At 64.4% G+C, this 21599-nt stretch carries 25 protein-coding genes; 10 read left to right on the top strand and 15 right to left on the bottom strand.

Annotated elements, in window-relative coordinates; all coding sequences use genetic code 11:
- Nucleotides 1-22: 22 nt before the first annotated feature.
- Nucleotides 23-247, bottom strand: coding sequence for a helix-turn-helix domain-containing protein (locus tag EJO69_RS12815; RefSeq protein ID WP_126041785.1), 225 nt, complete (start codon nucleotides 245-247; stop codon nucleotides 23-25).
- Nucleotides 248-768: 521 nt separating this feature from the next.
- Here EJO69_RS12815 and EJO69_RS10955 point away from each other — a divergent pair.
- Together EJO69_RS10955 and mcrC are read left to right on the top strand one after the other, a co-directional pair.
- On the top strand, nucleotides 769-2424 hold the full coding sequence (locus tag EJO69_RS10955) for an McrB family protein (protein ID WP_126041783.1): 1656 nt from the start codon (nucleotides 769-771) through the stop codon (nucleotides 2422-2424).
- Nucleotides 2391-3503, top strand: a complete 1113-nt coding sequence (gene mcrC / locus EJO69_RS10950; RefSeq protein WP_211331438.1) for a 5-methylcytosine-specific restriction endonuclease system specificity protein McrC — start codon at nucleotides 2391-2393, stop codon at nucleotides 3501-3503. The genes EJO69_RS10955 and mcrC overlap by 34 nt, the downstream gene beginning before the upstream one ends.
- Before the next feature lie 54 nt (nucleotides 3504-3557).
- On the opposite strand, the gene EJO69_RS10945 is transcribed toward mcrC, so the two are convergent.
- Genes EJO69_RS10945 through EJO69_RS10935 form a run of 3 tightly spaced genes read right to left on the bottom strand, consistent with a single transcriptional unit; the run spans nucleotide 3558 to nucleotide 7369 of the window.
- Nucleotides 3558-4964: a tryptophan-rich sensory protein gene (locus EJO69_RS10945; RefSeq protein WP_126041782.1), complete on the bottom strand. Its 1407-nt coding sequence runs from the start codon at nucleotides 4962-4964 to the stop codon at nucleotides 3558-3560.
- Complete coding sequence (locus EJO69_RS10940; RefSeq protein ID WP_164519952.1) at nucleotides 4958-5683, bottom strand: CPBP family intramembrane glutamic endopeptidase; 726 nt, start codon at nucleotides 5681-5683, stop codon at nucleotides 4958-4960. Before EJO69_RS10940 ends, EJO69_RS10945 begins: the two co-directional genes overlap by 7 nt.
- Nucleotides 5684-5719: 36 nt before the next feature.
- Nucleotides 5720-7369, bottom strand: coding sequence for an ABC1 kinase family protein (locus EJO69_RS10935; RefSeq protein ID WP_126041778.1), 1650 nt, complete (start codon nucleotides 7367-7369; stop codon nucleotides 5720-5722).
- 165 nt (nucleotides 7370-7534) lie between these two features.
- Here EJO69_RS10935 and EJO69_RS10930 point away from each other — a divergent pair, with 165 nt between their 5' ends.
- Nucleotides 7535-8764, top strand: a complete 1230-nt coding sequence (locus EJO69_RS10930) for an NAD(P)/FAD-dependent oxidoreductase (protein WP_164519951.1) — start codon at nucleotides 7535-7537, stop codon at nucleotides 8762-8764.
- A 33-nt stretch (nucleotides 8765-8797) separates the two neighbouring features.
- Here EJO69_RS10930 and EJO69_RS10925 read toward each other — a convergent pair whose 3' ends face one another.
- A complete protein-coding gene (locus EJO69_RS10925) occupies nucleotides 8798-9346 on the bottom strand; it encodes a TetR/AcrR family transcriptional regulator (protein ID WP_126041774.1) in 549 nt (182 codons plus the stop codon).
- Between the two features lie 71 nt (nucleotides 9347-9417).
- Here EJO69_RS10925 and EJO69_RS10920 point away from each other — a divergent pair, with 71 nt between their 5' ends.
- Together EJO69_RS10920 and EJO69_RS12480 are read left to right on the top strand one after the other, a co-directional pair.
- Nucleotides 9418-9963, top strand: a complete 546-nt coding sequence (locus tag EJO69_RS10920; protein ID WP_211331437.1) for an MBL fold metallo-hydrolase — start codon at nucleotides 9418-9420, stop codon at nucleotides 9961-9963.
- Complete coding sequence (locus EJO69_RS12480; RefSeq protein WP_211331436.1) at nucleotides 9960-10121, top strand: hypothetical protein; 162 nt, start codon at nucleotides 9960-9962, stop codon at nucleotides 10119-10121. Before EJO69_RS10920 ends, EJO69_RS12480 begins: the two co-directional genes overlap by 4 nt.
- 144 nt (nucleotides 10122-10265) lie before the next feature.
- Here the strand turns inward: EJO69_RS12480 and EJO69_RS10915 are convergent, their stop codons facing one another.
- On the bottom strand, nucleotides 10266-10889 hold the full coding sequence (locus EJO69_RS10915; protein WP_126041772.1) for a glycerol-3-phosphate dehydrogenase C-terminal domain-containing protein: 624 nt from the start codon (nucleotides 10887-10889) through the stop codon (nucleotides 10266-10268).
- On the opposite strand from EJO69_RS10915, the gene EJO69_RS10910 reads away from it, so the two are divergent.
- A complete protein-coding gene (locus EJO69_RS10910) occupies nucleotides 10890-11243 on the top strand; it encodes a type 2 periplasmic-binding domain-containing protein (protein WP_126041770.1) in 354 nt (117 codons plus the stop codon).
- 151 nt (nucleotides 11244-11394) lie between these two features.
- A complete protein-coding gene (locus EJO69_RS10905; RefSeq protein WP_126041768.1) occupies nucleotides 11395-12675 on the top strand; it encodes an exonuclease domain-containing protein in 1281 nt (426 codons plus the stop codon).
- A 40-nt stretch (nucleotides 12676-12715) separates the two neighbouring features.
- On the opposite strand, the gene EJO69_RS10900 is transcribed toward EJO69_RS10905, so the two are convergent.
- From EJO69_RS10900 to EJO69_RS10880, 5 genes are all read right to left on the bottom strand, one after another.
- On the bottom strand, nucleotides 12716-13543 hold the full coding sequence (locus EJO69_RS10900) for a PhzF family phenazine biosynthesis protein (protein ID WP_126041766.1): 828 nt from the start codon (nucleotides 13541-13543) through the stop codon (nucleotides 12716-12718).
- Between the two features lie 112 nt (nucleotides 13544-13655).
- The gene (locus EJO69_RS10895) at nucleotides 13656-14057 is read right to left on the bottom strand and encodes a type II toxin-antitoxin system VapC family toxin (protein WP_211331435.1); all 402 of its coding nucleotides are present in this window, start codon (nucleotides 14055-14057) and stop codon (nucleotides 13656-13658) included.
- A 2-nt stretch (nucleotides 14058-14059) separates the two neighbouring features.
- Nucleotides 14060-14341, bottom strand: a complete 282-nt coding sequence (locus tag EJO69_RS10890; protein ID WP_126041764.1) for a type II toxin-antitoxin system Phd/YefM family antitoxin — start codon at nucleotides 14339-14341, stop codon at nucleotides 14060-14062.
- A gap of 150 nt (nucleotides 14342-14491) precedes the next feature.
- Entirely contained in the window at nucleotides 14492-15712 is a 1221-nt protein-coding gene (locus EJO69_RS10885; RefSeq protein WP_126041762.1) for a cobalamin-independent methionine synthase II family protein, read from the bottom strand.
- A gap of 172 nt (nucleotides 15713-15884) precedes the next feature.
- The gene (locus tag EJO69_RS10880) at nucleotides 15885-16256 is read right to left on the bottom strand and encodes a carboxymuconolactone decarboxylase family protein (protein ID WP_126041760.1); all 372 of its coding nucleotides are present in this window, start codon (nucleotides 16254-16256) and stop codon (nucleotides 15885-15887) included.
- 122 nt (nucleotides 16257-16378) lie between these two features.
- Between EJO69_RS10880 and EJO69_RS10875 the strand changes: the two genes are divergently transcribed.
- Both EJO69_RS10875 and EJO69_RS10870 read left to right on the top strand, forming a co-directional pair.
- Nucleotides 16379-16867, top strand: a complete 489-nt coding sequence (locus EJO69_RS10875; RefSeq protein ID WP_126041758.1) for a GNAT family N-acetyltransferase — start codon at nucleotides 16379-16381, stop codon at nucleotides 16865-16867.
- A gap of 149 nt (nucleotides 16868-17016) precedes the next feature.
- On the top strand, nucleotides 17017-17400 hold the full coding sequence (locus EJO69_RS10870; protein ID WP_126041756.1) for a calcium:cation antiporter: 384 nt from the start codon (nucleotides 17017-17019) through the stop codon (nucleotides 17398-17400).
- Here EJO69_RS10870 and EJO69_RS10865 read toward each other — a convergent pair.
- Nucleotides 17390-18670 (bottom strand): IS256 family transposase, encoded by a 1281-nt coding sequence (locus EJO69_RS10865; RefSeq protein WP_126042320.1) that lies wholly within the window; start codon nucleotides 18668-18670, stop codon nucleotides 17390-17392. The two genes, EJO69_RS10870 and EJO69_RS10865, sit on opposite strands and share 11 nt — an antisense overlap.
- Before the next feature lie 155 nt (nucleotides 18671-18825).
- Between EJO69_RS10865 and EJO69_RS10860 the strand changes: the two genes are divergently transcribed.
- Complete coding sequence (locus tag EJO69_RS10860; protein ID WP_126041754.1) at nucleotides 18826-19554, top strand: calcium:cation antiporter; 729 nt, start codon at nucleotides 18826-18828, stop codon at nucleotides 19552-19554.
- A gap of 125 nt (nucleotides 19555-19679) precedes the next feature.
- On the opposite strand, the gene EJO69_RS10855 is transcribed toward EJO69_RS10860, so the two are convergent.
- The 3 genes from EJO69_RS10855 to EJO69_RS10845 all read right to left on the bottom strand — a co-directional run bounded on the left by EJO69_RS10855 (nucleotide 19680) and on the right by EJO69_RS10845 (nucleotide 21582).
- On the bottom strand, nucleotides 19680-20144 hold the full coding sequence (locus tag EJO69_RS10855) for a ParB N-terminal domain-containing protein (RefSeq protein ID WP_126041752.1): 465 nt from the start codon (nucleotides 20142-20144) through the stop codon (nucleotides 19680-19682).
- Between the two features lie 144 nt (nucleotides 20145-20288).
- The gene (heR, locus tag EJO69_RS10850) at nucleotides 20289-21056 is read right to left on the bottom strand and encodes a heliorhodopsin HeR (RefSeq protein ID WP_126041750.1); all 768 of its coding nucleotides are present in this window, start codon (nucleotides 21054-21056) and stop codon (nucleotides 20289-20291) included.
- A gap of 172 nt (nucleotides 21057-21228) precedes the next feature.
- Nucleotides 21229-21582, bottom strand: a complete 354-nt coding sequence (locus EJO69_RS10845) for an ArsR/SmtB family transcription factor (RefSeq protein ID WP_126041748.1) — start codon at nucleotides 21580-21582, stop codon at nucleotides 21229-21231.
- Nucleotides 21583-21599: the final 17 nt, after the last annotated feature.

Here is a 21599-nt window from a genome sequence, read left to right as displayed (position 1 = left end):
AAATGCCGAAACTGCTCACTTTTCAACTGCCGCCGACAGTCGCAGGGGCTGTCTCATGAGACGACTCCGCTGGGGAGGTGTTGGAGGCTAAACCCGCGCCGATTAGCGCCGAGAAGGGGATACGGGTCCCTGTCTCATCACGTGTCGCACCGTGTTCCATGAGTGTCTCAAGGTGCCTGTAGATGGTGGAGCGGGAGACCCCCGCGGCCTCCGCTGCTTGTTGCACGTTAAAGACAGGTCCACTCATGGCCCTACTCTCACACAGGACCGGCCTGGAGGAGGCAGAGGCGCGCTTTCACTGTCTGCCCTTCTTAGGGTGCGTACAGTGCGCGGCTTCGTCTTTTTTGGGTTCGCTCCGTGCGATAAGCCCGCGTTTTTGTGTCCGGTCAGACCGGTAGAGGGACAGGCCCACATCCGGGATGAACCTTCCTCTGCTGCTCAATCACATATTCGGGGGTAGCTAGAGGCGGAGCTGGGGACCGGACACTCCTTGCAGGAAGAGATCCGACACCCCCAGACCTATCACTATTCCGGGGGAACCTATCACTATTCCGGGGGAACCTATCACATATTCGGGGGTAGCTAGAGGCCTGCTGAACTGTCATCTTTCGTTGACCTGGAGGGGGAAAGTCGGGGTCAACAGAAAACCTCTATCTAAATATAAATCTACCCGGGTCCCGTGCTGACGCCGGGGCCCGGCGAAAGAGAGACTCCTAAGGACGGATCTAGTTAGGAGCTCTCCTCTCACCATGGGAGCTTCAGAGGGTCATGCTCGAGTCGGGCAAGGACCGTTCCGACATAAGGAACGTCCTCCAGTTCCTCGCCTGCCCCGATACCTTCGAAGCGATCTCATCCGCGGAGAAGAAGAAGAAAATTCGTCAGGCTCTGGCGAACCGTATCGGTGGCGCGACCGGAGATGGCCCTGATGCAATAGACCGAGATCTGTTCAACATCCGTGCGGTTCTCGCGGAGGAGATCTCCGGTGAATTCACCTTCTGGGCTCCAGGCATTCGAGAGGTCTGGGACCCTCCGGCGCCGACGGCCGATCCGGAGTGGACGGACGAGCCGAGATCTCGCAGGTACTGGATGTATTCGCCTGGACGTCAGGCTTCCAAATGGGATGAGTTCTCGTCGAACGAGCTGATGGCGATCGGATGGGACGAGCTCGGTGATCCCACAGAGTACGAGAGCCAGGAGGCCATCCGCCAGATTCTGGCAGGGGACGGTTCGGGCTCCTCTGCCAAGCACGATGCGTTGGCGGTATGGCAGTTCCAGCAGGAGATGCGTATTGGCGACATCGTGTACGCGAAGAGGGGCCGACAAGAGATCGTCGGCCGCGGCGAAGTAACGTCTGATGCACGCTACGAACCGGACCGGGAATCTTACCGCCACGTCCGTTCAGTCAACTGGACTCATAAGGGATCATGGCCGCTTTCCGACTCTGCACCACTCAAGACCCTGACCGATATCTCCGATAAGCGAGACGAGATCGACAGACTCGAGGCGCTCTTCACAGACGGCCTCCCAGCAGAAGCGCCGTCGACGACAGAACCATTGCCGACGTATACACGCGAGGATTTCCTCGAGGACGTTTACATATCAGATAGTGATTACGACCGGCTTCGCTCACTCCTTCTGAGAAAGAAGAACATCATCCTCGCAGGGCCGCCGGGTGTCGGAAAAACCTTCGCGGCTCGAAGGCTTGCCCACTCGATCATGGGCGAGAGGGACAACGACCGAATCCAGATGGTCCAGTTCCACCAGAGCTACTCGTATGAGGACTTCATCATGGGATATCGCCCCACGGAAGATGGCGGATTCTCCCTCGAGGAAGGGCCCTTCTACCAGTTCTGCGAGGAGGCTCGGGCGGACGATCCGAGCCGGCCGTACTTCTTCATCATTGATGAGATCAACCGCGGCAACATCTCAAAGATCTTTGGCGAGCTGCTCATGCTCATCGAAGCAGACAAGCGCGGCAGGAAACTGCGCCTCCTCTATAAGAAGGAGGACTTCACCGTCCCTCCCAACGTTCACATCATCGGGATGATGAACACCGCCGATCGCAGTCTTGCCGTCATCGACTACGCGCTGCGCAGGCGCTTCGGATTCTTCACAATGACTCCCGCATTCGATTCGGAAGGCTTCAAAGCCTGGAAAGAGAGTGTCGGCAGCCCTGCCTTGGATGTGCTCGTCGAGACCGTCGTCAAACTCAACAGCGAAATCGGGGACGACCCGGGACTGGGCCCAGGCTTCAAGATTGGGCACAGCTACCTCATCAAGCCGCAAACGTCGGATGCTGACGACGAGGATTGGCTCTTCTCGGTCGTCGTAGACGAGCTGATTCCTCTGCTGGAGGAGTACTGGTTCGACGAGGATGCGAAGGCGAACGAGTGGGCGAACGCTCTGCGGAGCGCCCTTACATGACAGAGAACCCGATCCTCATCAGGAACGTGTACTACATGCTGGCGTACGCGTTCCGGGCGATCAAGAGCGACGGGGTCCAGCAGGTTGGAGGCGAGTCCTTCACCCGCATCCACGACCTGTTTGCCGAGATACTTCTGCGCGGTGTCGGGTCACAGGTCAAGCGCGGTCTCCATCGCGACTATCGGATGCGGAGCGAGGAGCTGGCGACGGTTCGCGGACGGATTGATATCGCGACGACGGCAGCTTCCCGCTCGACTCTGCGTGGCAGGCTCGTGTGCGAGTTCGATGAATATGTAGTTGACACTCCGCACAACCGGGCACTCAAATCGGTCGTCATCCTTCTCATCCGCCATGGTGACGTCGACCGAGATCGTCGTGATGGCCTGCGCCGGCTCCTGCCCTACCTCGAGGAGGTCACTCACATTGGCCCCTCGGAGATCAGGTGGAGCACGCTGACCTACCACCGCGCCAATGCCACGTATCGGCTCCTGCTCGGCGTCTGCGAGCTCGTCGTCCGCGGGCTGCTCGCCACCCAGCAGTCCGGCGACCTCAAGCTGAGGTCGTGGGTTGCTGATGAAGAGATGAGTCGCCTCTACGAACGATTCCTGCTCGAGTACTTCAAGCACCACCACTCTGAGCTCTCCCCCGCCGCCCGCAAAGTCCCCTGGGACCTCGACCATGCAGCTTCGTACAACGCGTCGCAGCTCCCGGAGATGAGGACGGATGTCATGCTTCGGAGCGGGCGCCGCACCCTCATCATCGACGCAAAGTACTACACCGAGGCGCAACAGACGGGCCAGTTCGGGAAGGGGACGGTGCGCTCCGCGCATCTCTACCAGATGTTCGCGTACGCAAAGAATGCCGATATTGAACAGAGTGGCACAGTCGGCGCCTTACTCCTCTACGCCCAGACATCCAGGTCACAATTGCCGGACCTCGACGTCACGATCCAGGGAACTCATCTCGCGGCCCAGACCCTCGACCTCAGCGCTCCATGGGAAATCCTGCGGCACAGACTCGACGGCATCGCCGACGAGGTAAGAGCGCCTGCCGAGTTCGCGGCTCTGGCGACTGCTTAGCGAACCACCCCGCTGTAACCAACAGAACCACCCGTCGGCGGACCGTCTTCTGTCTCAGTTCTTGCGGGCGATGGCCGTACTAAGTGCCGTGGCAAAGCCGCACCAGGCGGCGTAGGGGCTGAGCAGGATGCCGAGCTGGGGACGCGCCTTGCTGGCCCTGCGGGCCAGGTCCGCACTGCTCGCGGTCAACAGGCCAGCGGCAGCTGAGCTGAGCTCAGGTGAGTGGCTCCTGAAGAAGATTCCCGACCAGCCGGCGTTCAACGCCAGGTTGACGCCGAGTGCCCGAGCATAAGAACGGGCCTCATCCTCGTCACCATTCTCAATCTGCTCGGCGATCGCCATCGTTGAGGCGACGGTGATGACTCCGTACAGCGAGGTCCACACGATCGGAAACGCGGCCGCGGGCGGTTGCCAGGACGGCTTCTTCAGGCTTTCGTACCAGGCACTGTCGGGCTTTGTCAGGACGCTCCCGAGCGCTGCGGTTGCCCCGACCGCGAGCGCGACCCTGCGGAAGATCCGTCCGACTCTCTTCGGGTCAGTATCCGCCGTGTGCCTGCGGACGGATTCGTCGAAGCCGATGAGTCCGCCTTCCGGGTCACCAAGCACCTCGGAGGCATCCCGGGCATTCCCCATTCCTTTGACTGCATCGTGGATGAGGGAGCCGACGAGGGGCCTGGCCACACCGGATGAGACCGGCGTGACGCCGCCGACCCAGCGGCTCGCCAGATCCGGGGTGAGGATGGGGACGGTCGCCATGAATCTGCGGGACAGGCCGGTGACCTTCGCGTAGCGCCGCATCATGTCTCGGTAGACGAAGACCTCCTCCATGCCGATGTCGAGCGGGCCCGAGTCCTCGGGCGGCAGCTCGGCCGCTCGGACGAGGTAATGGATGACGTCGTCGATGTCGATGGGCTGGACACGGTTCGTCACCCAGCGGGGAGCGATGGCGACCGGGAGCCGCTCGGTCAGGTGGCGGAGCATCTGGAAGGACGCGGATCCCTCCCCGAGCACGACCCCGGCCTGGAGGATGGTCGTGGGCACGCCGGAGGAGAGGAGGATCGTGCCCACTTCAGCCCTCGACGCCATGTGAGCGGCAAGCTCCGCATTCTCGTCGTGGAGGCCACCCATGTAGATAATCCTGTTGACGCCGGCGTCCTTCGCCACAGTCGCGAAGGACTGGGCAAGGGCCTTGTCCCTTTCGACGAAGTCACCCTTGCCGTCCATCGAGTGCAGGAGATAGTAGGCGACATCGACGTCCGCAAGCGCCTTCCGCAGGTCTGACTCCTCGGTGGCGTCACCCTGGACGACCTCGACCCTGTCCCGCCACGCATCATCGAGCCTGCTCGGCGTGCGGGCGAAGACTCGGACAGTCCACCCCTCCTCGAGGAGCGCGGGGACCAGTTGGGCGCCGATGAAGCCGCTTGCTCCGGTCACCAGGGCCCGGCCGTGAGTAGTCACCATAGGAGGTCTCCAATCGAGAGAGCATGCGGCAGAAGGAACAGCATGCCGAGCGACCATGTTACATGGCTCACAATAGGGCCGAGCACCCCGCCTGTCACCCGGCGCTGGGCGGCGGTGAGCAGGCCGAGGCTGAGGGCGGCGAAGGTGAGGAGCGGGACGCCCGCGAAGACCGTCGACAGGCCGTAGATGAGAGTGGACCCGACAATCTCCCACCGGCGGGGCATGGCCGCGTAGACCGCGCCCCGGAAGAACAGCTCTTCACAGATGCCGCTGATGAGGGTGACGAGGGCGACGATGGGGAGGCTTCCGTAGAGAGCATGCTCCATGAGGTCATCCACCGGCCCGCGCAGGACATCAACCTGGCCGACGACCATGGCCCCGAGCAGGAAGACGACGAGTAGGGTCCCGCCGAGGATGAAGCCCTGGAGCGCCGCCCGCCCATCAGCCGTTCCCGCCCTCGTCCGCGAACGCCCCAGGTGGAGGGGGCCGGAGGTGAAGGCGCCGATGATCCAGAGGACGGCGACACCCAGTGTCGCCACGTAGAAGAGAGGCTCGCCGGGCTCGATCGTGAGCGCCGCCCCGAGACCGACGGCGCCGAGGATGAAGGTGGCGGCGACGATGATGCGCCGCCGGCGCACCTGGTGCTCCGGCACCTCCCTGCGCGCCCTCACCCGATCGATGAGGGAGGCGCGGAGGAAGGCCTTCACTTCTGCGTACACGGTCTCATTCACCCACCGCCGCAGTTGCGCAAGAAGTCATCGGGGCAGGCGCCGGCGGGGCCGGCTGGACCAGGCGATGTAGGCGCTGCCGCCGGTGAGCACCGCTCCGCCGGCGGCTATCGCCGGGCCGACGAGTTTACCCAGCTGATCCCTGTACGCGACGAGGACGTTCGTGCCGCCGGTGACCATCGAGGCAACGAGAAGGGCGGCGACGAGCCGGTCCCCCGTGCGCTCGAGCCGAGCGATCAGTGGATCGAGCTCACTCGCGCGGATGTGGACGTCGAGCGTGCCGCTGTCGATCCGGTCGACCAGCTTCCGCGTGAAATCGGGCAGGTCGATGCCGAACTCGGCGGCAGAGACCGCGACATCCTTGAGCCGTCCCGCCCACGCGAACGGGTCCATACGCTCCTCGATGAGGCGCTCAGTCAGTGGCGCCAAGGCCTCGTTGATATCGAACTCGGGGTCGATCTTCCTACCGAGACCGTCGGCGATGATGAGCATGCGGAAGAGCTGGACGAGCTCCGGAGGCAGCGACAGCCGGTGGCGGCGCACGATCGCGAAGAGCTCACTGCCGAGCTCATCGACCCGAATCTCGGCCAGGGTGCTTCCGTCCAGTCTGTCCGTCATCCCCGCGACGTCACGGCGCAACAGGGCGCGGTCGAGGGACCCGTGCGCGGGTGCGATCTCGAGCAGCCCCCGCGTGATCGCGTCCGGGTTGTTCTTCGTGAAGGCGAGGACCATGGTGGCGAACCTGCGCCGCATGGCCTCGTTGATCCGGCCGACTGATCCGAAGTCGATCATGCCGATCGTTCCATCATCCTCGATGAAGAGGTTGCCCGCGTGCGGGTCCGCGTGAAAGACACCATCCTCGAAAACCATGCTCATAAACATGTCGGCGATCTGCCGCGCAAGCACGGGCCGGTCGATACCGGCCGCATCGAGAGCCTCGAGGTCATCGATCCGGACCCCGGAGAGCTCCTCCATGGTCAGCACACGCGCCGTCGTGTTCTCCCAGTCGATCCAGGGGATGTGAACCGCCGGGTCGCCCTCGAAGCTCGCTCCGATCTCTTCACAGGCTCGCGCCTCGACGACGTAGTCGAGCTCGGCACGCAGGGAGGCGGAGAACTGATCGACAAGTCGGGTGAAGTCCATATCAGCCAACGTCTGGGAGCTCCGGACCAGCCTGCCTGCGAGGGTGCGGAGGATGTCGAGGTCCTCATGGACCTCGGCGGCCACCCCGGGCCTGCGGATCTTGACGACCACACTGCGACCGTCGCGGAGCCGTGCCCGGTGGACCTGGCCGATTGAGGCGGCAGCGACGGGGACGCGGTCGAACCAGGCGTACGCCTCGTCAACGCTCACACCGAGGTCCGCCTCGATGACTGCCTCAAGCTCCTCGAATGGGACGGGGGCGCTCGAATCGGTGAGCTTCGCGAAGGCGTCGCAGTATTCCTCGGGGAAGATGTCGGGGCGGGTGGAGATCAGCTGGCCGAGTTTGACGAATGCGGCGCCGAGCTCCTCAAAGGCGCTGACGAGCAGCTCAGGACCGTCGGACGTCTCGTCCACCCCCTCCGCGACCGGAGCGGGTACCCATCGGCCCAAGCCGGCCTGGACGGCGGTGGCATAGAGCCCGTGGCGGGTCAGGACTGTGGCGATCTCTCGGTATCGATGCAGGTGTCGAGCCATTCCACCACACTAGCGGAGCGCGCCTGGGAGGACGCCGGAACGGCGGCATCCCTGTCCCCAAAAGTCTGTCCGGCCCATTCGCGCAACGGCTGCAGAGGCCGAATGCTCCTGCCGCACCCCATCGACGGCCGTAGGATGGCGGGGACAGCTGCTGACGGAGGAATCATGGCGAATCACTACGACACGATCATCATCGGTGCTGGCCTCTCGGGGCTCATGGCGGCCTGGAGGTCCGCCGAGTCCGGACGGAGCGTCCTCGTCCTCGAGAAGGAGAGCGCAGTCGGCGGCCGGCAGCGCACCCGTGAGGTTGACGGCTTCCTCATCGACCGCGGCTTCCAGCTCCTCAACCCCTCGTACCCGGGCGTGAAGAAATACGTCGATGTCGATGCACTCGACCTGCACGCGTTCGGGTCCGGCGTCATGGTCCGGACCGAGAAGGGCTTGGACCTGCTCGCCCACCCGGCCCGCCACCCCCAGCACCTGCCCGGCACGCTCAGGAGCGATCTCGTTGACAGGTCAGAGATCGCCGCCCTCGCCGCATGGTTCGGCAGGTCGACGATCGAGCGCTCGAAGGCGGACCTCCCCATCGGCGAGGCCTGGGACGCGGCCGGTATTCATGGCCCCCTGCGCACGCAGGTGCTCGAGCCCTTCCTCGCGGGCGTTGTTGCCACCGATGATCTGTCGACGTCGGCCGACTACGTCCGGTTCCTCTTCACGATGTTCGCGCTCGGCCGCCCCAGCCTCCCCTCGCGCGGCATCCAGGCCCTGCCGAAGCAGCTCGCCGCGAAGGCGCGCCGTGCGGGCGTCGAGATCCGCACCGACGCACCGGTCAACTCCTATTCTGAGGATCTCGCCCAGGTGACCGTCTCAGCACAGGGCGAGACGATGACGGCAGATTCCCTCATCGTCGCCGTCGGCCCCGAGGCCGTCGGCGACCTGACTGGCCGCGAGCAGATCCCCACGCACGGACTGACCACGTGGTGGTTCACAGCCGATCGCGCCCCCACCGACAAGCCCTTCATCGCCGTCGATGGCACTCGATCAGGCCCCATCCTCAATACGGCGGTCCTGACGAACGTGGCCCCGAGCTACTCCCCCGATGGCACGCCGCTGATCCAGGCCTCGGGCCTGCTCAAGGCCGAGCACGTGAGCGACCACAAGGCACGAGAGCACACCGCGAGGATCTGGGGGATGGAGGCCGGGGAGCTGACTCTTCTCGCCCGCGATGACGTCCCGCACTCGCTGCCCGATTACCCGGCTGGCTCTTCGGCCCAGAAATCGCAGATCAGCGGACGAGTATTCCTCGCCGGTGATCATCGGACAAGCCCCTCCATCGAGGGTGCTCTCGATGCGGGCGTGCGAGTGGCGGGCGAGGTCGAGTCGTCCGGCCGCTGAGGCTGTCGGAATCGCCGCTCCCCAGCGAACCGGTCAGACTGCGCGGCGACCTGGATCGGATTGAACGAGTCCGGCGATGAGATGCTGGAGGCCGTACTCGAACGCCTCGTCAACCTCTCCTCCAAGCCGGAAGGCTCCCGCGAGCTCCATGTGGACGAACCCCGTCGCCCATGCGGTGAGGAGCCGCGCGGCCTCGAGCGCATGCTCTTCGCCGACGAGGGACGCGGTGCACTCCAGAACCGGGCCCGCCGATCGCTCGAGGGCGTCCTGGGGAGCGTACGGGGTGAAGATCAGGCGGAACGCCTCCGGATTGTCGTGAGCGAAACGTCGGAAGGCGCCAGCGAGGAGCCGAAGATCTGGCGCGGCGGCCTCGAGACTGGCGGTCAGCTCGTCGATGGCGGCGGAGACGACGGCACCGAGGAGGGCCTCGCGATCCTGGAACCGCTTGTATAGCGACGGCGCTCGCACGCCGACGCGCCTCGCGACCGCCTGCATGGTCAGTCCCACCGGTCCGGCCGATTCAAGGACGGCGCGGGCCGCAGAGATGACTTCTTCGTTCGAGGTGCGCGCAGGTGCCGCCACCGATCCTCCTCGGCTATTGACATTAGCCATCACGGCTACTTATCGTAGCCATCGTACCCGAAGGAGTCATCATGAAGCTTGCACCCCACCTTCACCGCCTCGGCAACGACATCGTTGCGTCCTACCTCGTCGACCTGCCGGACGGAATCACGCTCATCGATGCGGGCCTGCCCGGGCACTGGAGCGATCTGCAGCGGGAGCTGGAGGAGATCGACCGGCCTCTGTCCGACATCCGCGGCCTCATCCTCACCCACGGGGACAGCGACCATCTCGGTTTCGCCGAGCGGCTGAGGAGAGAAGCAGGGGTGCCGATCTACATCCACTCAGCCGACGCCGACCGCGCGCAGACGGGCGAAAAGCCGAAGACCTCCATGGGCCCCATGCGCCTCAGGCCGACGCTCGGCTTCTTCGCCTATGCCGCACGGAAGTCTGCTCTCCGCACGACGCACGTGAAGGAGGTTGTCGAGATCGCGGACGGCGACGTCCTCGACCTGCCGGGCAAGCCCGTGATTGTTGGCATGCCGGGGCACTCGCCCGGCAGCGTCGCCATTCACCTTCCCACTGTCGATGCCGTCTTCGTCGGCGACGCCCTGACGACCCGACACGTCCCGGAGTGACCGGCGCTCAGCCGGCGCCCTTCACCGACGCTCCTCAGGAGGCGGAAGCCTCGCTCGCCCGCCTCGCGCAGATCCCCGCATCCTGGGTGCTGCCAGGGCACGGTGCCCCCTGGCACGGATCCCCACAGGCGACCGTCGAGGCGATAGTCGCGGGCTGACACCGGCCCACAACGACGAGCCTCTGCCGTCATTGAAGCCGTCCTCGAGTGGGGCGACGCCACCGTCTCGCCGGTCACGGGGCAGGTTCGACCGCAGAGCTGCCGAACAGCGGCAGGGGCAGCGCTGACTTCCCACGCACTCGATCAGTGGAAACGGTGCGCGGTCACAGTTGATCGGTAGCGCTCGACCTCGGCCACCTTCCGCTCTTCGTCCCACTCCAGCTCACCGCCCATGACACCGGCGATCCGATCGACCGTGCCGAGGCCGCCCTCCTCATCCCAGAAGAAGAGCGAGGTGCGGCGAATGAGGAGGTCCTCGAGAGTCAGGCACATCTCCTCACGCACGCAGTAGCGGACCTCCGCCGCCGTCAACCCGCGTGGTCCGATCACGTCCCTGGCATCCGCTTCGGCCTGCCAGATCGAGAAGATCTTCTCAGCATTCGAGCCGTAGCGGTGGACCCAGGCGGCAGCGACGCCCTCCGGCACGCCGTACCTGATCGCGCTGCGGCGGGTCGCCTCGGCCTGCCTCATGTTCGCACCGGAGATCGGCACGAGCCTCGGGGTCGTGGATGCCGCGAAGCGGTTCTTCTTCACAGCGCGATCGACGAACTGCTTGGCCATGAGCCTGCTCGAGGTCAGCTTGCCCCCGGAGATGGTGAGCATCCCCGTTGGCCCCTCGACGATCGCGTGCTCGAGAGAGGTGTTTCCGACAGACTCTCCCGGGGCGGGCGCGACCAGCGGTCGCAGCCCCGCCCAGGCACCGACCACGTGGTCGGTCGTGAGGTGGGCGGAGGGGATCGCCTTGTTGGCGACGTTGAGCAGATACTGGATCCCTATGTGCTCGCGGGATACGTCGATGCGGGGGTCTGGCGCATGACCAAGTCCCCCGTCCCCGTCAGCCTCGCCGGACTGCGGGCGACCGAGCTCCAGCGCCCGGAGGCGGTCGACGTCCTTCGTGACTTCTCACGCGCCGTCATCGTCGCCCGCTCGGATCGGCCGGAACTGCGCGCCGTCCTCAACTCACTCACCCTCACCGCCCTCGTCGGAAACCAGGATCGGGCCGATGCGGAGGATGCCGCGCTCGAGCAGCGGATCCTCGCGACGGCCGACACGCTTCACTGAACAGCGACGGGCACCCACCATCACCCGGGTCCGGCCAGACGGTGTGCGCAGGGCGGCTCGTGCCACCCGCGTGGACGCGGCACGCGCTCCGATGTGAGTTTGAGGCCCGGCCTTCGTCCCGCGCACCTATGATTGACTCATACCTCCCCCAATGGACTCTGGTGATCACGTGCGCGGCTATACCGTTGTCGACTTCGAAACGACAGGCTTCTCCCATCGAAAGGGCGACCGCATCGTCGAGATCGGCGTCGTCCGGCTCGATTCCGAGGGGAGGATCGTCGACTCGTGGGAGACACTCATCAATCCCATGCGTCACGTCGGCGCCTCCCACATCCACGGCATCAGTGCCAAGGACGTCGTCGGAGCCCCCACCTTCCAGGACATCGCCGACCTCTTCGCCCTCGAGCTGTCCGGCAACGTCTTCGTTGGGCATAATGCGAAGTTCGATGCCACCTTCGCCCAGTGCGAGCTTGCGGCGGCCGGACGCCTCGATGACTCGCAGATCCCCTTTCTCGACACGATGACGATCGCCAAGCGCGCGCTCGGCCTTTCGCGATGCCGGCTCACCGATGTGTGTGATGCGCTGGGGGTGACGAACGCGAACGCCCACAGCGCGCTCTCGGATGCTCTCGCAACCGCGCAGGTCCTCCAGGCTTTCCTCCAGCATGACAACGCCCGCGACCATCCCGAGTGGACAGATGTCGTGACCCAGAGCAGTGCGTTCTGCGGCTACCGAATCCACAACCCGCACTACACTCGTGACGGGCTGCGCTCACGCCAGGCGGTGGCTGAGGCGCAGGAGACCCTGTCCGGCGGCGCGTGGATCGGTCAGGCGATCGGGCATCGCGCAAACCCCGATGACGCGATAGCCGCTGAGTACTTCGCCCTCCTCGACAATGTCCTGCTCGACAACTATCTGTCGCAGATGGAGCAGGGTCAGCTGCTCCAGTTCGCTCGAACGCATGACCTATCTGCAGGGGCTCTCAGGAGTCTGCACGCCGACTACGTCCATCTCCTCATCCACGCGGCGGAGGCCGATGGCATCGTCACGAGCCACGAGAGCGCCGTGATCACATCGGTGTCGGACCTCCTCGGAGTCGACCTTGGGGATTGTCAGCGATCAGCGCCGATCACCATGTCCGCCCCTCACGTGCGGTCGGCACTGCCCTCGATCACGCTTCGACCGGGCGACCGGGTCTGCGTGACGGGCCCGGTCGCGCAGACCCAGGCCTACTGGGAGGACTACTTCACTGCTCGCGGGATTCAGGTGGCTGGCATCGCCAAGTCCACGAAGGTCCTCATCGCCGGTGACCCCGACTCCCTGTCGGGCAAGGCCAGGAAGGCGAGACAGTACGGCATCCCGATCATCGGCGAGATGGCAGTCGACTCGGCGATCGACTGTGAAGAGCCCGTGACGGCAACGCTCTTCTGAATACTGCAGCCTCCGCCTATCCGAGCGATTGTGGCTGACGTCAGTCGGGCAGAACGACAGTGCCCTCCAGATAACGGACGCAGCGGCCCGAGAGAAAGACGCGATCGCCCGCGAGGCGAACCGCCACCGTTCCCCCTCGCGGCGACACCTGGCGGGCTGTCATCTCAGTCCTGCCCAAACGCTCCGCCCACAGCGGCGCCAGCTGGCAGTGCGCCGAGCCTGTGACGGGGTCTTCTGGGATGCCGGCTTGGGCGCCGAACCACCGGGAGACGAAATTAAAACCTGTGCCCTCCCCGGATGCGGTGACCGCCACACCGCGCACCGGCAGCGACGCCAGCACGTTCCTATCCGGCGTCAGATTCCGAACCGTTTCAGCGTCCTTGAGGATGTAGATGAGATCGGTTGCCCGGTGCGCCTCGAGGACGTCAGCCCCGAGGGCGCGGGCGATGATGGGGTCGATCTCCGTCCTGACCGGCGGTTCAGCAGGAAAGTCCATCGTCAACGGGCCATCATCGGACCGCGCCACCGTGAGCCAGCCGCTTCGCGTCGAGAACTGAACAGTCTCCGCGTCGTTATGCACGTCGTCGAACAGATAGGAGGAGGCGGCAAGAGTCGCGTGCCCACAGAGATCGACCTCGATCGCCGGCGTGAACCACCTGAGCTCATACGCCGGGGCATCGGGGTTCGGCGGCACTTCCCCATCGTCCTGGCGGCGGACGAGGAACGCGGTTTCCGAGAGGTTATTCTCGAGAGCGAGCTTCTGCAGGACGTCATCCGGAAGCCACCGATCGAGCGGCATCACTGCCGCCGGGTTCCCTTCGAACAGCGAGTCAGCGAACGCATCGATCTGAACAAGTGGAATTCTCACGTGTCACCTTTCCGGCGTTGCCTGCCGACAGAGCGCACAGCCCGCCCGCACCGATCCAACTGCATGGCACGCACATACTCAAGATAGGCGTCTTCTACATCCGAGCCATGCGTTACGCCGGATTCCCTTCAGACCTGGGGGCTACAATCTCAAGTCCTATTGCACGTGCAGCCTGAGTGAGCCGGTGGTCGTATGTCAGGAGCATTGCCGCATCGAGTCGTATCGCAGCTTCGAGATGGAGCGCGTCAAGGGTGCGAAGATACGGCAGCGGCAAGACTCCGGCGCTTCGGAAAGCAGCTCTATCGAGTGAGGCGAGAGAAATACCCTCGAGAAGCCGGGTCACATCAGATTGATCAAGATCTTCCCGAACCGCGAGCCGCCGCAGCTCGGTTTCAAGGAGATCACTGGAGACCAGATAGGCGTCCGAATTGTCGAGCCAATGCACGAGCGCTTCGCTCTCCGGCTGGTCGATCAACAGCGCGCCCATCGCAGAGGTATCGACGTAGACAATCACACTCACAGCCTGTCTCCGCGCAGATCCTCGAGTATCGCGGAGAGCGACTCGCCATGATTCCTGCGTTCGATTCCAAGTTCAGCCCAGCCTCCTCTGCGCCTGGCCGGACGCGTGATCGATAAGCCGGGCTCCTGATTCGAAAGAGGAACGATTTTTGCGACAGGGGCACCCCTATTGGTCAGCACAAAGGATTGTCCGCTTGTGACCGCACGCAGCACGCGTGCAGACTCGTTGCGCAGTTCACGCTGGGACAGCGTTTCGATGACAGATTCGTCGTTCTCCATAAATCAAATGTAGCACTCGTGCTACGCAAAAGGAATGCTCAACCATCGACGAGAACCTCCAGCACCCGGACCGACGCCGGTTCACGAGCACCATTCGGAAGGGGAGCGGTGGCTGGCGCCACCGCTCCCTCAGTTCGGAACTATCTCAGCTCAGAGACCCATGTACTTCTCGGCCAGCTGCGCACCCTCGCCGAGGGCCCGCAGCTTGGCCCAGGCGAGCTGGGAGTGCAGGCGGCCGCCGAGGCCGCAGTCGGTTGAGGCTATGACGTTCTCGGGTCCGACGAGCTCCGCGAAGCGGATGATCGACTGGGCGACGGTTTCGGGATGCTCAACGATGTTCGTGTTGTGGGAGATGACGCCGGGGATGAGCTTGACACCCTTCGGCAGCGTGCGATTCTTCCAGATCTTCCACTCCCACGCGTGGCGCGGGTTCGCCGCCTCGAAGGAGAACGCTCCCGCGTTGGCCTCGAAGACGGTGTCGACGATGTCATCGAAGGGGATGTCGGTCGTGTGCGGACCGTGCCAGGAACCCCAGCAGATGTGGATGCGGACCTTGTCGCGATCGATGCCCTTGATGGACTCGTTGATCTCCTCGACGGAGTGGCGGACGTACTTGAGGTACTCCTCAACCGACGGCGCGGGGTTCATCTGATCCCACGAGTCCGCCAGGTCAGGAGCGTCGATCTGGAGCGTGTGACCGGCATCGACAATCGCCCGGTACTCCTTGTTGAGCTCAGCGGCGAGCGCCATGCCGGCGTCGTGGCGGGACTCGTAGTGGGCGTTGCCCATGGAGGAGAGCATGCCGGGCGAGATCGAGGAGATGAAGCCGCGACCCTCGGCGCCGGCCGCCGCGAGCGCACTGCGCAGACCCTCAGCATCGGCGCGGACAGCATCCTGCCCGATGTAGGTGACCTCTTTGACGATGGCGGGGGCGGTCGGGTTGTCAAGCGCCGCCATGATCCCCGCGTTGTAGGGGTCGGAAAGGTAGGCGTCCTTGAAGGCCGAGTAGTCGCGACGGTTCGCGTAGGTCGTGAGCTCCGGCTCATCATACTTGCCGGGAACCTCGTTCGGGTTCGGCATGACGCCATCCCGGTGCTCGGCGAAGCCGAGCCCGTCGAATCGGTGCCAGGCGTAGTACACCCAGGCGGTCGGCTCGATCTCTTCGACCATCGGCTTACCGTACTCACCGTCGTTGACGAGGTCGATGCCAGCCTCGAGCTGCTGCGCGACGACGTCGTTGATGTGCGACTGGAGACGCTGGTCGAACTCCCCGCGGTCGAGCTCTCCCTTCTGGAGAGCAATGTTCTCCTCGATAAGGGCGGTCGGGCGCGGCAGCGATCCCACGTGGGTTGTCCGAATTGTCTCAGCCATCTTATTTTCCCTTTCAATCGAAAGCCCCAGCCTAAGCGGCTGGGGCGAGAAACCAGGTTCGGTCCATTTGGCGGGCCACGAAGGTGAGCGAGCGCGCTCAGGACCACGGCGTTCAACCGTGGGACACCGCGATGCGCAGGTGCCCAGGAACCGGTCCGACAGGCGCAGCGGCTCAGCCCTCGAGGGCGGCCTTCATGCAGCGCATCGCCGCCAGTGTCTTCGGCACCCCGATGTAGGGCATGAGGTGGATGAAGCACTCGGCGACCTCGGACTCGGACATGCCGGCCACGTCGACTGCGGTCTTGATGTGGCCCGTCAGCTGGGGCTCGACACCGCCCATCGCCGCGAGCGCCGCCATGTTGAGCATCTGCCTGTCGCGCAGCTCGAGACCCTCGCGCTGGTAGGTGCCGCCGAAAACCGCGCCGACGACCCAGTCCGAGGCGCCGGGTGCGAAGTCATCCAACTGCCGCTTCCAGGCCGCGGCCCCTTCGGGCGATTGGGTGGCCTCGACGAACTCGTTGCCCTTCGACATGCTCAATTCCACGGCAGACTCCTTAAAGTACAGGTCCCGGCCATGCTAACAGTCGAGCCTGCGGCGCCACTTCGTCGTGTCCGGCCGGGGCCGGGCACCGGCATGGCCCGCAGTGGACGGGGTAAGATCGCGCAGTGAAAAGTCCACGCCTGCGCCCCCTGCGCCACGACGAGACGGCGCTTCTCGAGGCCGCGACTCTCGGCAACGTGAACTGGTGCGGCCCCCGATTCACGATCGACGATGTTCGCGAGCGGCCGGAGTTCGCCCACTACACGCATCTCGAGTCGGGCCGGGGCGACTTCGGGATCGTCGCCGAGCAGAGCGACATCCTCGGCGTTGCGTGGGCGGTTCTTCTTCCGGAGTCGGACCCGGGCTATGGCTTCCTCAATCCAGCGGTCCCCGAACTGAGCCTGTGGGTCACGCCCACCGCACGTCGACGAGGCGTCGGCCGCACACTCCTTCGAGCCTTGATCGTGCAGGCGGCGATATTCGAGTTCGAGCGGCTGAGCCTGTCGGTCGAGAAGGACAACCCCGCGAAGGACCTCTATCTCTCCGAGGGCTTCACGGACGTTCCCGGTCGGGAGGAGGACGGTGTCATGGTCCTCCGTCTCGTCAGGAGATAGACCGGACGGATCGCGGGGCCGAGCTCACAGCGCAGAGCCTGCGGCCCGTGCTACTCTCGGCAGTGCCAGCCCTCTGCTGCGCACCTTCACGGGACGACCCGCGAAGCGATGAGTTCTCATTCAGGGACGGCCCTGGAGAAGGAACATCGATGACTTCGGCCATCACTGCTCGCTCGCTCGGTCCCCTCGTACTTGGCTGGTCCGGCGTGGCCGCCCTCGCCATCATCGCCCCCAACCCATCGCAGTCCCTGGCGGCGTCGGTCGCCTGGCTCATCGCCATCGTGGCGGTTATTGTCGTCTGCGCGTTCGGGGTCCTCGGCCATGCCGAGGAGCTGGCTCGCCGGCTCGGCGATCCCTACGGCACCCTTGTTCTCACCCTGTCGATCGTCACGATCGAAGTAGCCCTCATCGGAGCCGTCCTCTTCGGCCCCGGGGACAACGAAACGGTTGCGCGGGATGCGACGATGGCGGCGGCAGTCCTCGGTCAAGTCCTTTGGTGTGGTGTAACTTTTCGGGGTTGGGTTAGGCGGTGAGGAAGAGTTCCTGGCCGGGATGGTGATCGGTTTGCCCGGTGGGGGCATTGAGGGTGTGGATGAGTTTTCGCATGGAGACCTCGGAGAAGTAGCGCCGTTCGGCGTAGAGCCATTCTTCGTGCTGTTCTTGAAGGACAGCTCCGACGAGGCGGGTGACACTGGCAGGGTCGGGGAAGATCTGGACCACGTCAACACGACGTTTGATTTCCCGATTCAACCGCTCGATCGGGTTGTTAGACCAGATCTTCTTCCAATGCTCTTGAGGCATGTCAGCAAATGCTGTCAGCTCTGCTTCGGCCTGTTCGAGCATGGCTGCTACCTCGGGAAACGAGCCAGATAGACCGTCAATGACGGTGCGGTATTGAGCTCTGACAGCCTGCGCGGTGGTCTGAGCAAAGATCGTTGAGACCAGGGCGTTGACAGGCTTGGAACGGGCTGAGCCGACTCGTTGGGTGATGTTACGGGCGAAGTGGACCCGGCACCGCTGCCAAGCCGCTCCAGGCAGGATCGCTTTGACTGCGGCTTTCAACCCCGCATGAGCATCCGAGGTCACTACCGCCACCCCGAGCGGATCAGCGCTTGTGGCGACTTTCAGGCCGCGCTCTCGCAGGGAGCGGAGGAACTCAGTCCAAAAATCGGTGGTCTCAGAATCACCCAGTGCCATCCCCAGGATCTCGCGCTTACCCTCACCGCTGACGCCGGTGGCTACGACAAGTGCTTGAGAGACGACTCGGTTACGTACACGCACGTCGAGATAGGTCGCATCCAGGAACAGGTAGGGGAACCAGGTGTGATCCAAGGGCCGGCCCAGGAACTGGCTCACGCCCTCGTCAATGTCAGCACAGATACGCGAGACGGTTGATTTTGAGATACCGGTGTCGTTGCCCAGGGCTTTGATCAGGTGATCAACCTTGCGGGTGGAGACACCATCGATCCATGCCTGGCAGATCACTGCATAAAGCGCTTTATCTACCCGACGGCGCGGGGACAGCAGCGCCGGGAAGAAAGAGCCCTGACGCAGCTTAGGGATCTGTAGATCAACCTCCCCCGCCGGGGTGGCAAGAGTCTTGGGCCGGGTGCCGTTGCGGTGAGTGACCCGGTCAGGGGTGCGTTCGTGAGGGCCAGCGCCGATCTTGACGGTGGCTTCAGCATCGATGAGATCTTGAAGGCCGGCCTGGAGCAGGCGGCGGAAGACATCGTTGTGAGCAAGATCAGGGTCGGTGAGGACTTCAGAAATCAGGGTCGTCAGGGCAGACTGGTGGTGAGTCATCGTGGGATGTCGCTTTCTTGTATCTTGGTCGAACATTTGAGTCTCCCACGATGACTCCCAACAATCTTCACCATCACCGTTGCTGGCAGCCCCGCAGGAATTTACACCACACTAAGGGACTCACCCCAGTCCTCTTCCCCGGCCTGTTCCTCGGCGTGGGGCTGCTGATCGGAACACTCCGGCACGGGCCACTCCAGTTCAACCGAGCTGGCCTGTCGTCCTATCTGACCATGCTCATCGCCCTCGGGTCGATCGCCTTCGTCCTGCCCGGCTTCATCGGCGTCGACGGCGCCTACACAACCGGTCAGGCCATCCTCGTCATCCTCGTCACCTCAGCCGCCTACGGCTTCTTCCTCTGGCAGCAGATAGGCGCCCGCGCACGCGACTTCCAAGAGGTGTCCGCGCTGAGAGTCGAGCAGGAGACGCCGAGCACCAGTCCGGCGTGGCTCCACGGTCTCATCCTCTTCCTCACGGCGGCCGCCATCGTCCTCCTCAGCCATGACATGGCGGGGCTGCTCGACACCGTTCTCGCCCGCACATCCGCACCTGTTGCGCTGTCCGGCCTCCTCATCACGACCATTGTCATGCTGCCCGAAGGCCTGACGACTCTCCGGGCGGCCTGGTTCGGGGAGATTCAGCGGGTCTCCAACCTCACCCACGGGGCCATGGTGTCGGTCGTCGGCCTCACCATTCCAACGGTGCTCACGATCGGGCTCTTCACCGGCCAGCACATCGTCTTCGCCGAGTCGGCGACCAACATCGCATTCCTGGCGATTCTCGCCTTCATCTCCCTCTCGATACTCGGAGCGAAGAGAGCAACCACCGTCCATGCGGTCGTCCTCCTGGGGGTATCAGTCATGTACCTGGTCAGCGTCTTCTCCTGAGCACGTGGAGCGACTGCGCTCAGATGTGGCTCGGCACCTCACCTCGACACGCTTAGGCGGTTCCACGACCTTCCACCGCGGCATCGCGTGACTTCGTGCCCTCGGATCCAGACCCGGGTGCCGCATCAGGTCTCGAAGCCCGGCCCGGCCGTTACGCTGAGCCCCGCATCGTCCTCCTGGAGGACCCACTTCTCATTGGAGTGCTGGTCCCGAAAGACGCTCTCGACGATTGCCAAGATGTCCTGCCAACCGTCTCCGCCAACCACCCGGGCGACCTCGTCGGCGTGCACCGGCTCGCCTCGTCGCTCCCTCAGCAGCGTGCTGGTCGCGGCCAGAGCTCGGGCGCGCCGCCCCTCGTCAGTGGGCTCCCACCAGGGTTCACCGCGCTCGCCCAGCGCCACCTTCGCCGCGTGAACGCGGGCTCGGGCGGTGAGGTCGCCGCTCTTGATCGCACGCCTCGCCCGCATGAGCTCATGCACAAGCTCGTCCTTGAGCCCTTCCGGAATCGCGGGATCGGTGGCGCGCCAGCGGCGACCGCTGACAATGATCCATCGACCATCGTCAGTCTTCTCCGGTTGGGGGCCCGTCATAACGACAGAGTGTACGCATCGCCCGGCGTCATCGGGCCCACTCCCGTGACCTCTTGGTTCACATGACTGCTGCTCTGTCGCTCGGCTCGAGCCGCCGAGAGATAGAGCAGCAGTGTTCGGCCCGATCACCGGCGCGCGCTCGGCTCAGCCCGCGAGGGTCCCCGCGAAGATCTGCCAGGCGAGTGCCGACTTCGCCGTGAGGCTGAGGGTGATGTAGAGCCTCTCCCCCACGAGGTAGTCGCGGAACCTGCCGACCGGCCGGTACTGGAGCCACTGAACGATGGCGAAGACGTTGAAGAACAGGAACAGCGAGACGATGATCCCGTAGACGAAGCCTGGCGGCTCTGCGCCTGTCGTCGAGCCCGGGGCGATCGTGTAGATGACGACGCCGATCCAGGGAATGACTCCGGCGAAGCATCCGAAGATGAAGGGCAGCCATCCGCCGTCGCCCGGCGTGTGATAGCGCTCCTGGAGCCAGCCGAACAGAATCATCGATGCGTTGACGCCGAACAGCGCCAGCAGTGCCACGACGTCGGAGATGCCGACGAGCTGGGCGATGATGACGATCATGAGCGAGCTCGACAGGGAGTACTCGACCCAGCGGAAGTAGTTATGCCCCTGCTCGAGGCCCGCCCTGTATCGCGCAAAGAACGGCGGCGAGGAGACGATGACGTGGAACACCGCCGAGAGCGCGAGGAACAGCGCGATCAGCATCGGGGTCGACAGATCCCACAGAAGGACGGAATCCCCTGGCGGGGTTCCTGGAGGCCCCTCGAGATAGGTGGCCGTCACCGGCAGGGTGAAGTCGGTCGCGAGGAGCACCACCGCGACTGCCTGAGCCGCGTGGACGACCGCGGCGATGATGTTGTATCTGCGCAACCCGCTGTAGCGGGCGCCTGTCTTCTCTGACATGGAAGCTCCGTTCGCAGGGCCGATTGTGGATCGAGTCTACGGGCGAGAAGACACGAAACGGACCAGAAATCGATCAGAGTCCGCCACTGGCGTGGACGCGCCGCGACGCGCGACCGTCGCGGCGCCTTCTGCTCCCGTCCAGATCAAGCCGCACTCTTCGTCCGTTCGCGCATCAGAAGCTGAGCGCCTCCCGCAGCGACGCAAAGGCACTCTCCTCGAGGAGGAAGTGCGCCCATCTCCCCCGCTGCTCACGGGTGACGAGGCCCGCCTCGACGAGGACTCTCATATGGTGCGAGACCGTGGGCTGGCTGAGACCCACGGGCTCGGTGAGATCGCAGATGCAGGCACCGGCGCCATCGGCGGCAGCGATGAGGAAGATGAGCCGCACCCGATTCGGGTCACTCAATGCCTTGAATACCGACGCAAGCTCGCGGGCGCTCCCCTCGTCGAGAGCATCCCCGAAGGCCGCCGCACAGCAGGGCTCCGCCGTTGCCGGGGACAGGGGAAGGTCGGTGCGCGTCGTCATGGATGACATCCTACCCT

Source organism: Flaviflexus salsibiostraticola (assembly GCF_003952265.1).
GTDB lineage: Bacteria > Actinomycetota > Actinomycetes > Actinomycetales > Actinomycetaceae > Flaviflexus > Flaviflexus salsibiostraticola.
This window is presented reverse-complemented; position numbering and strand designations above follow the sequence as displayed.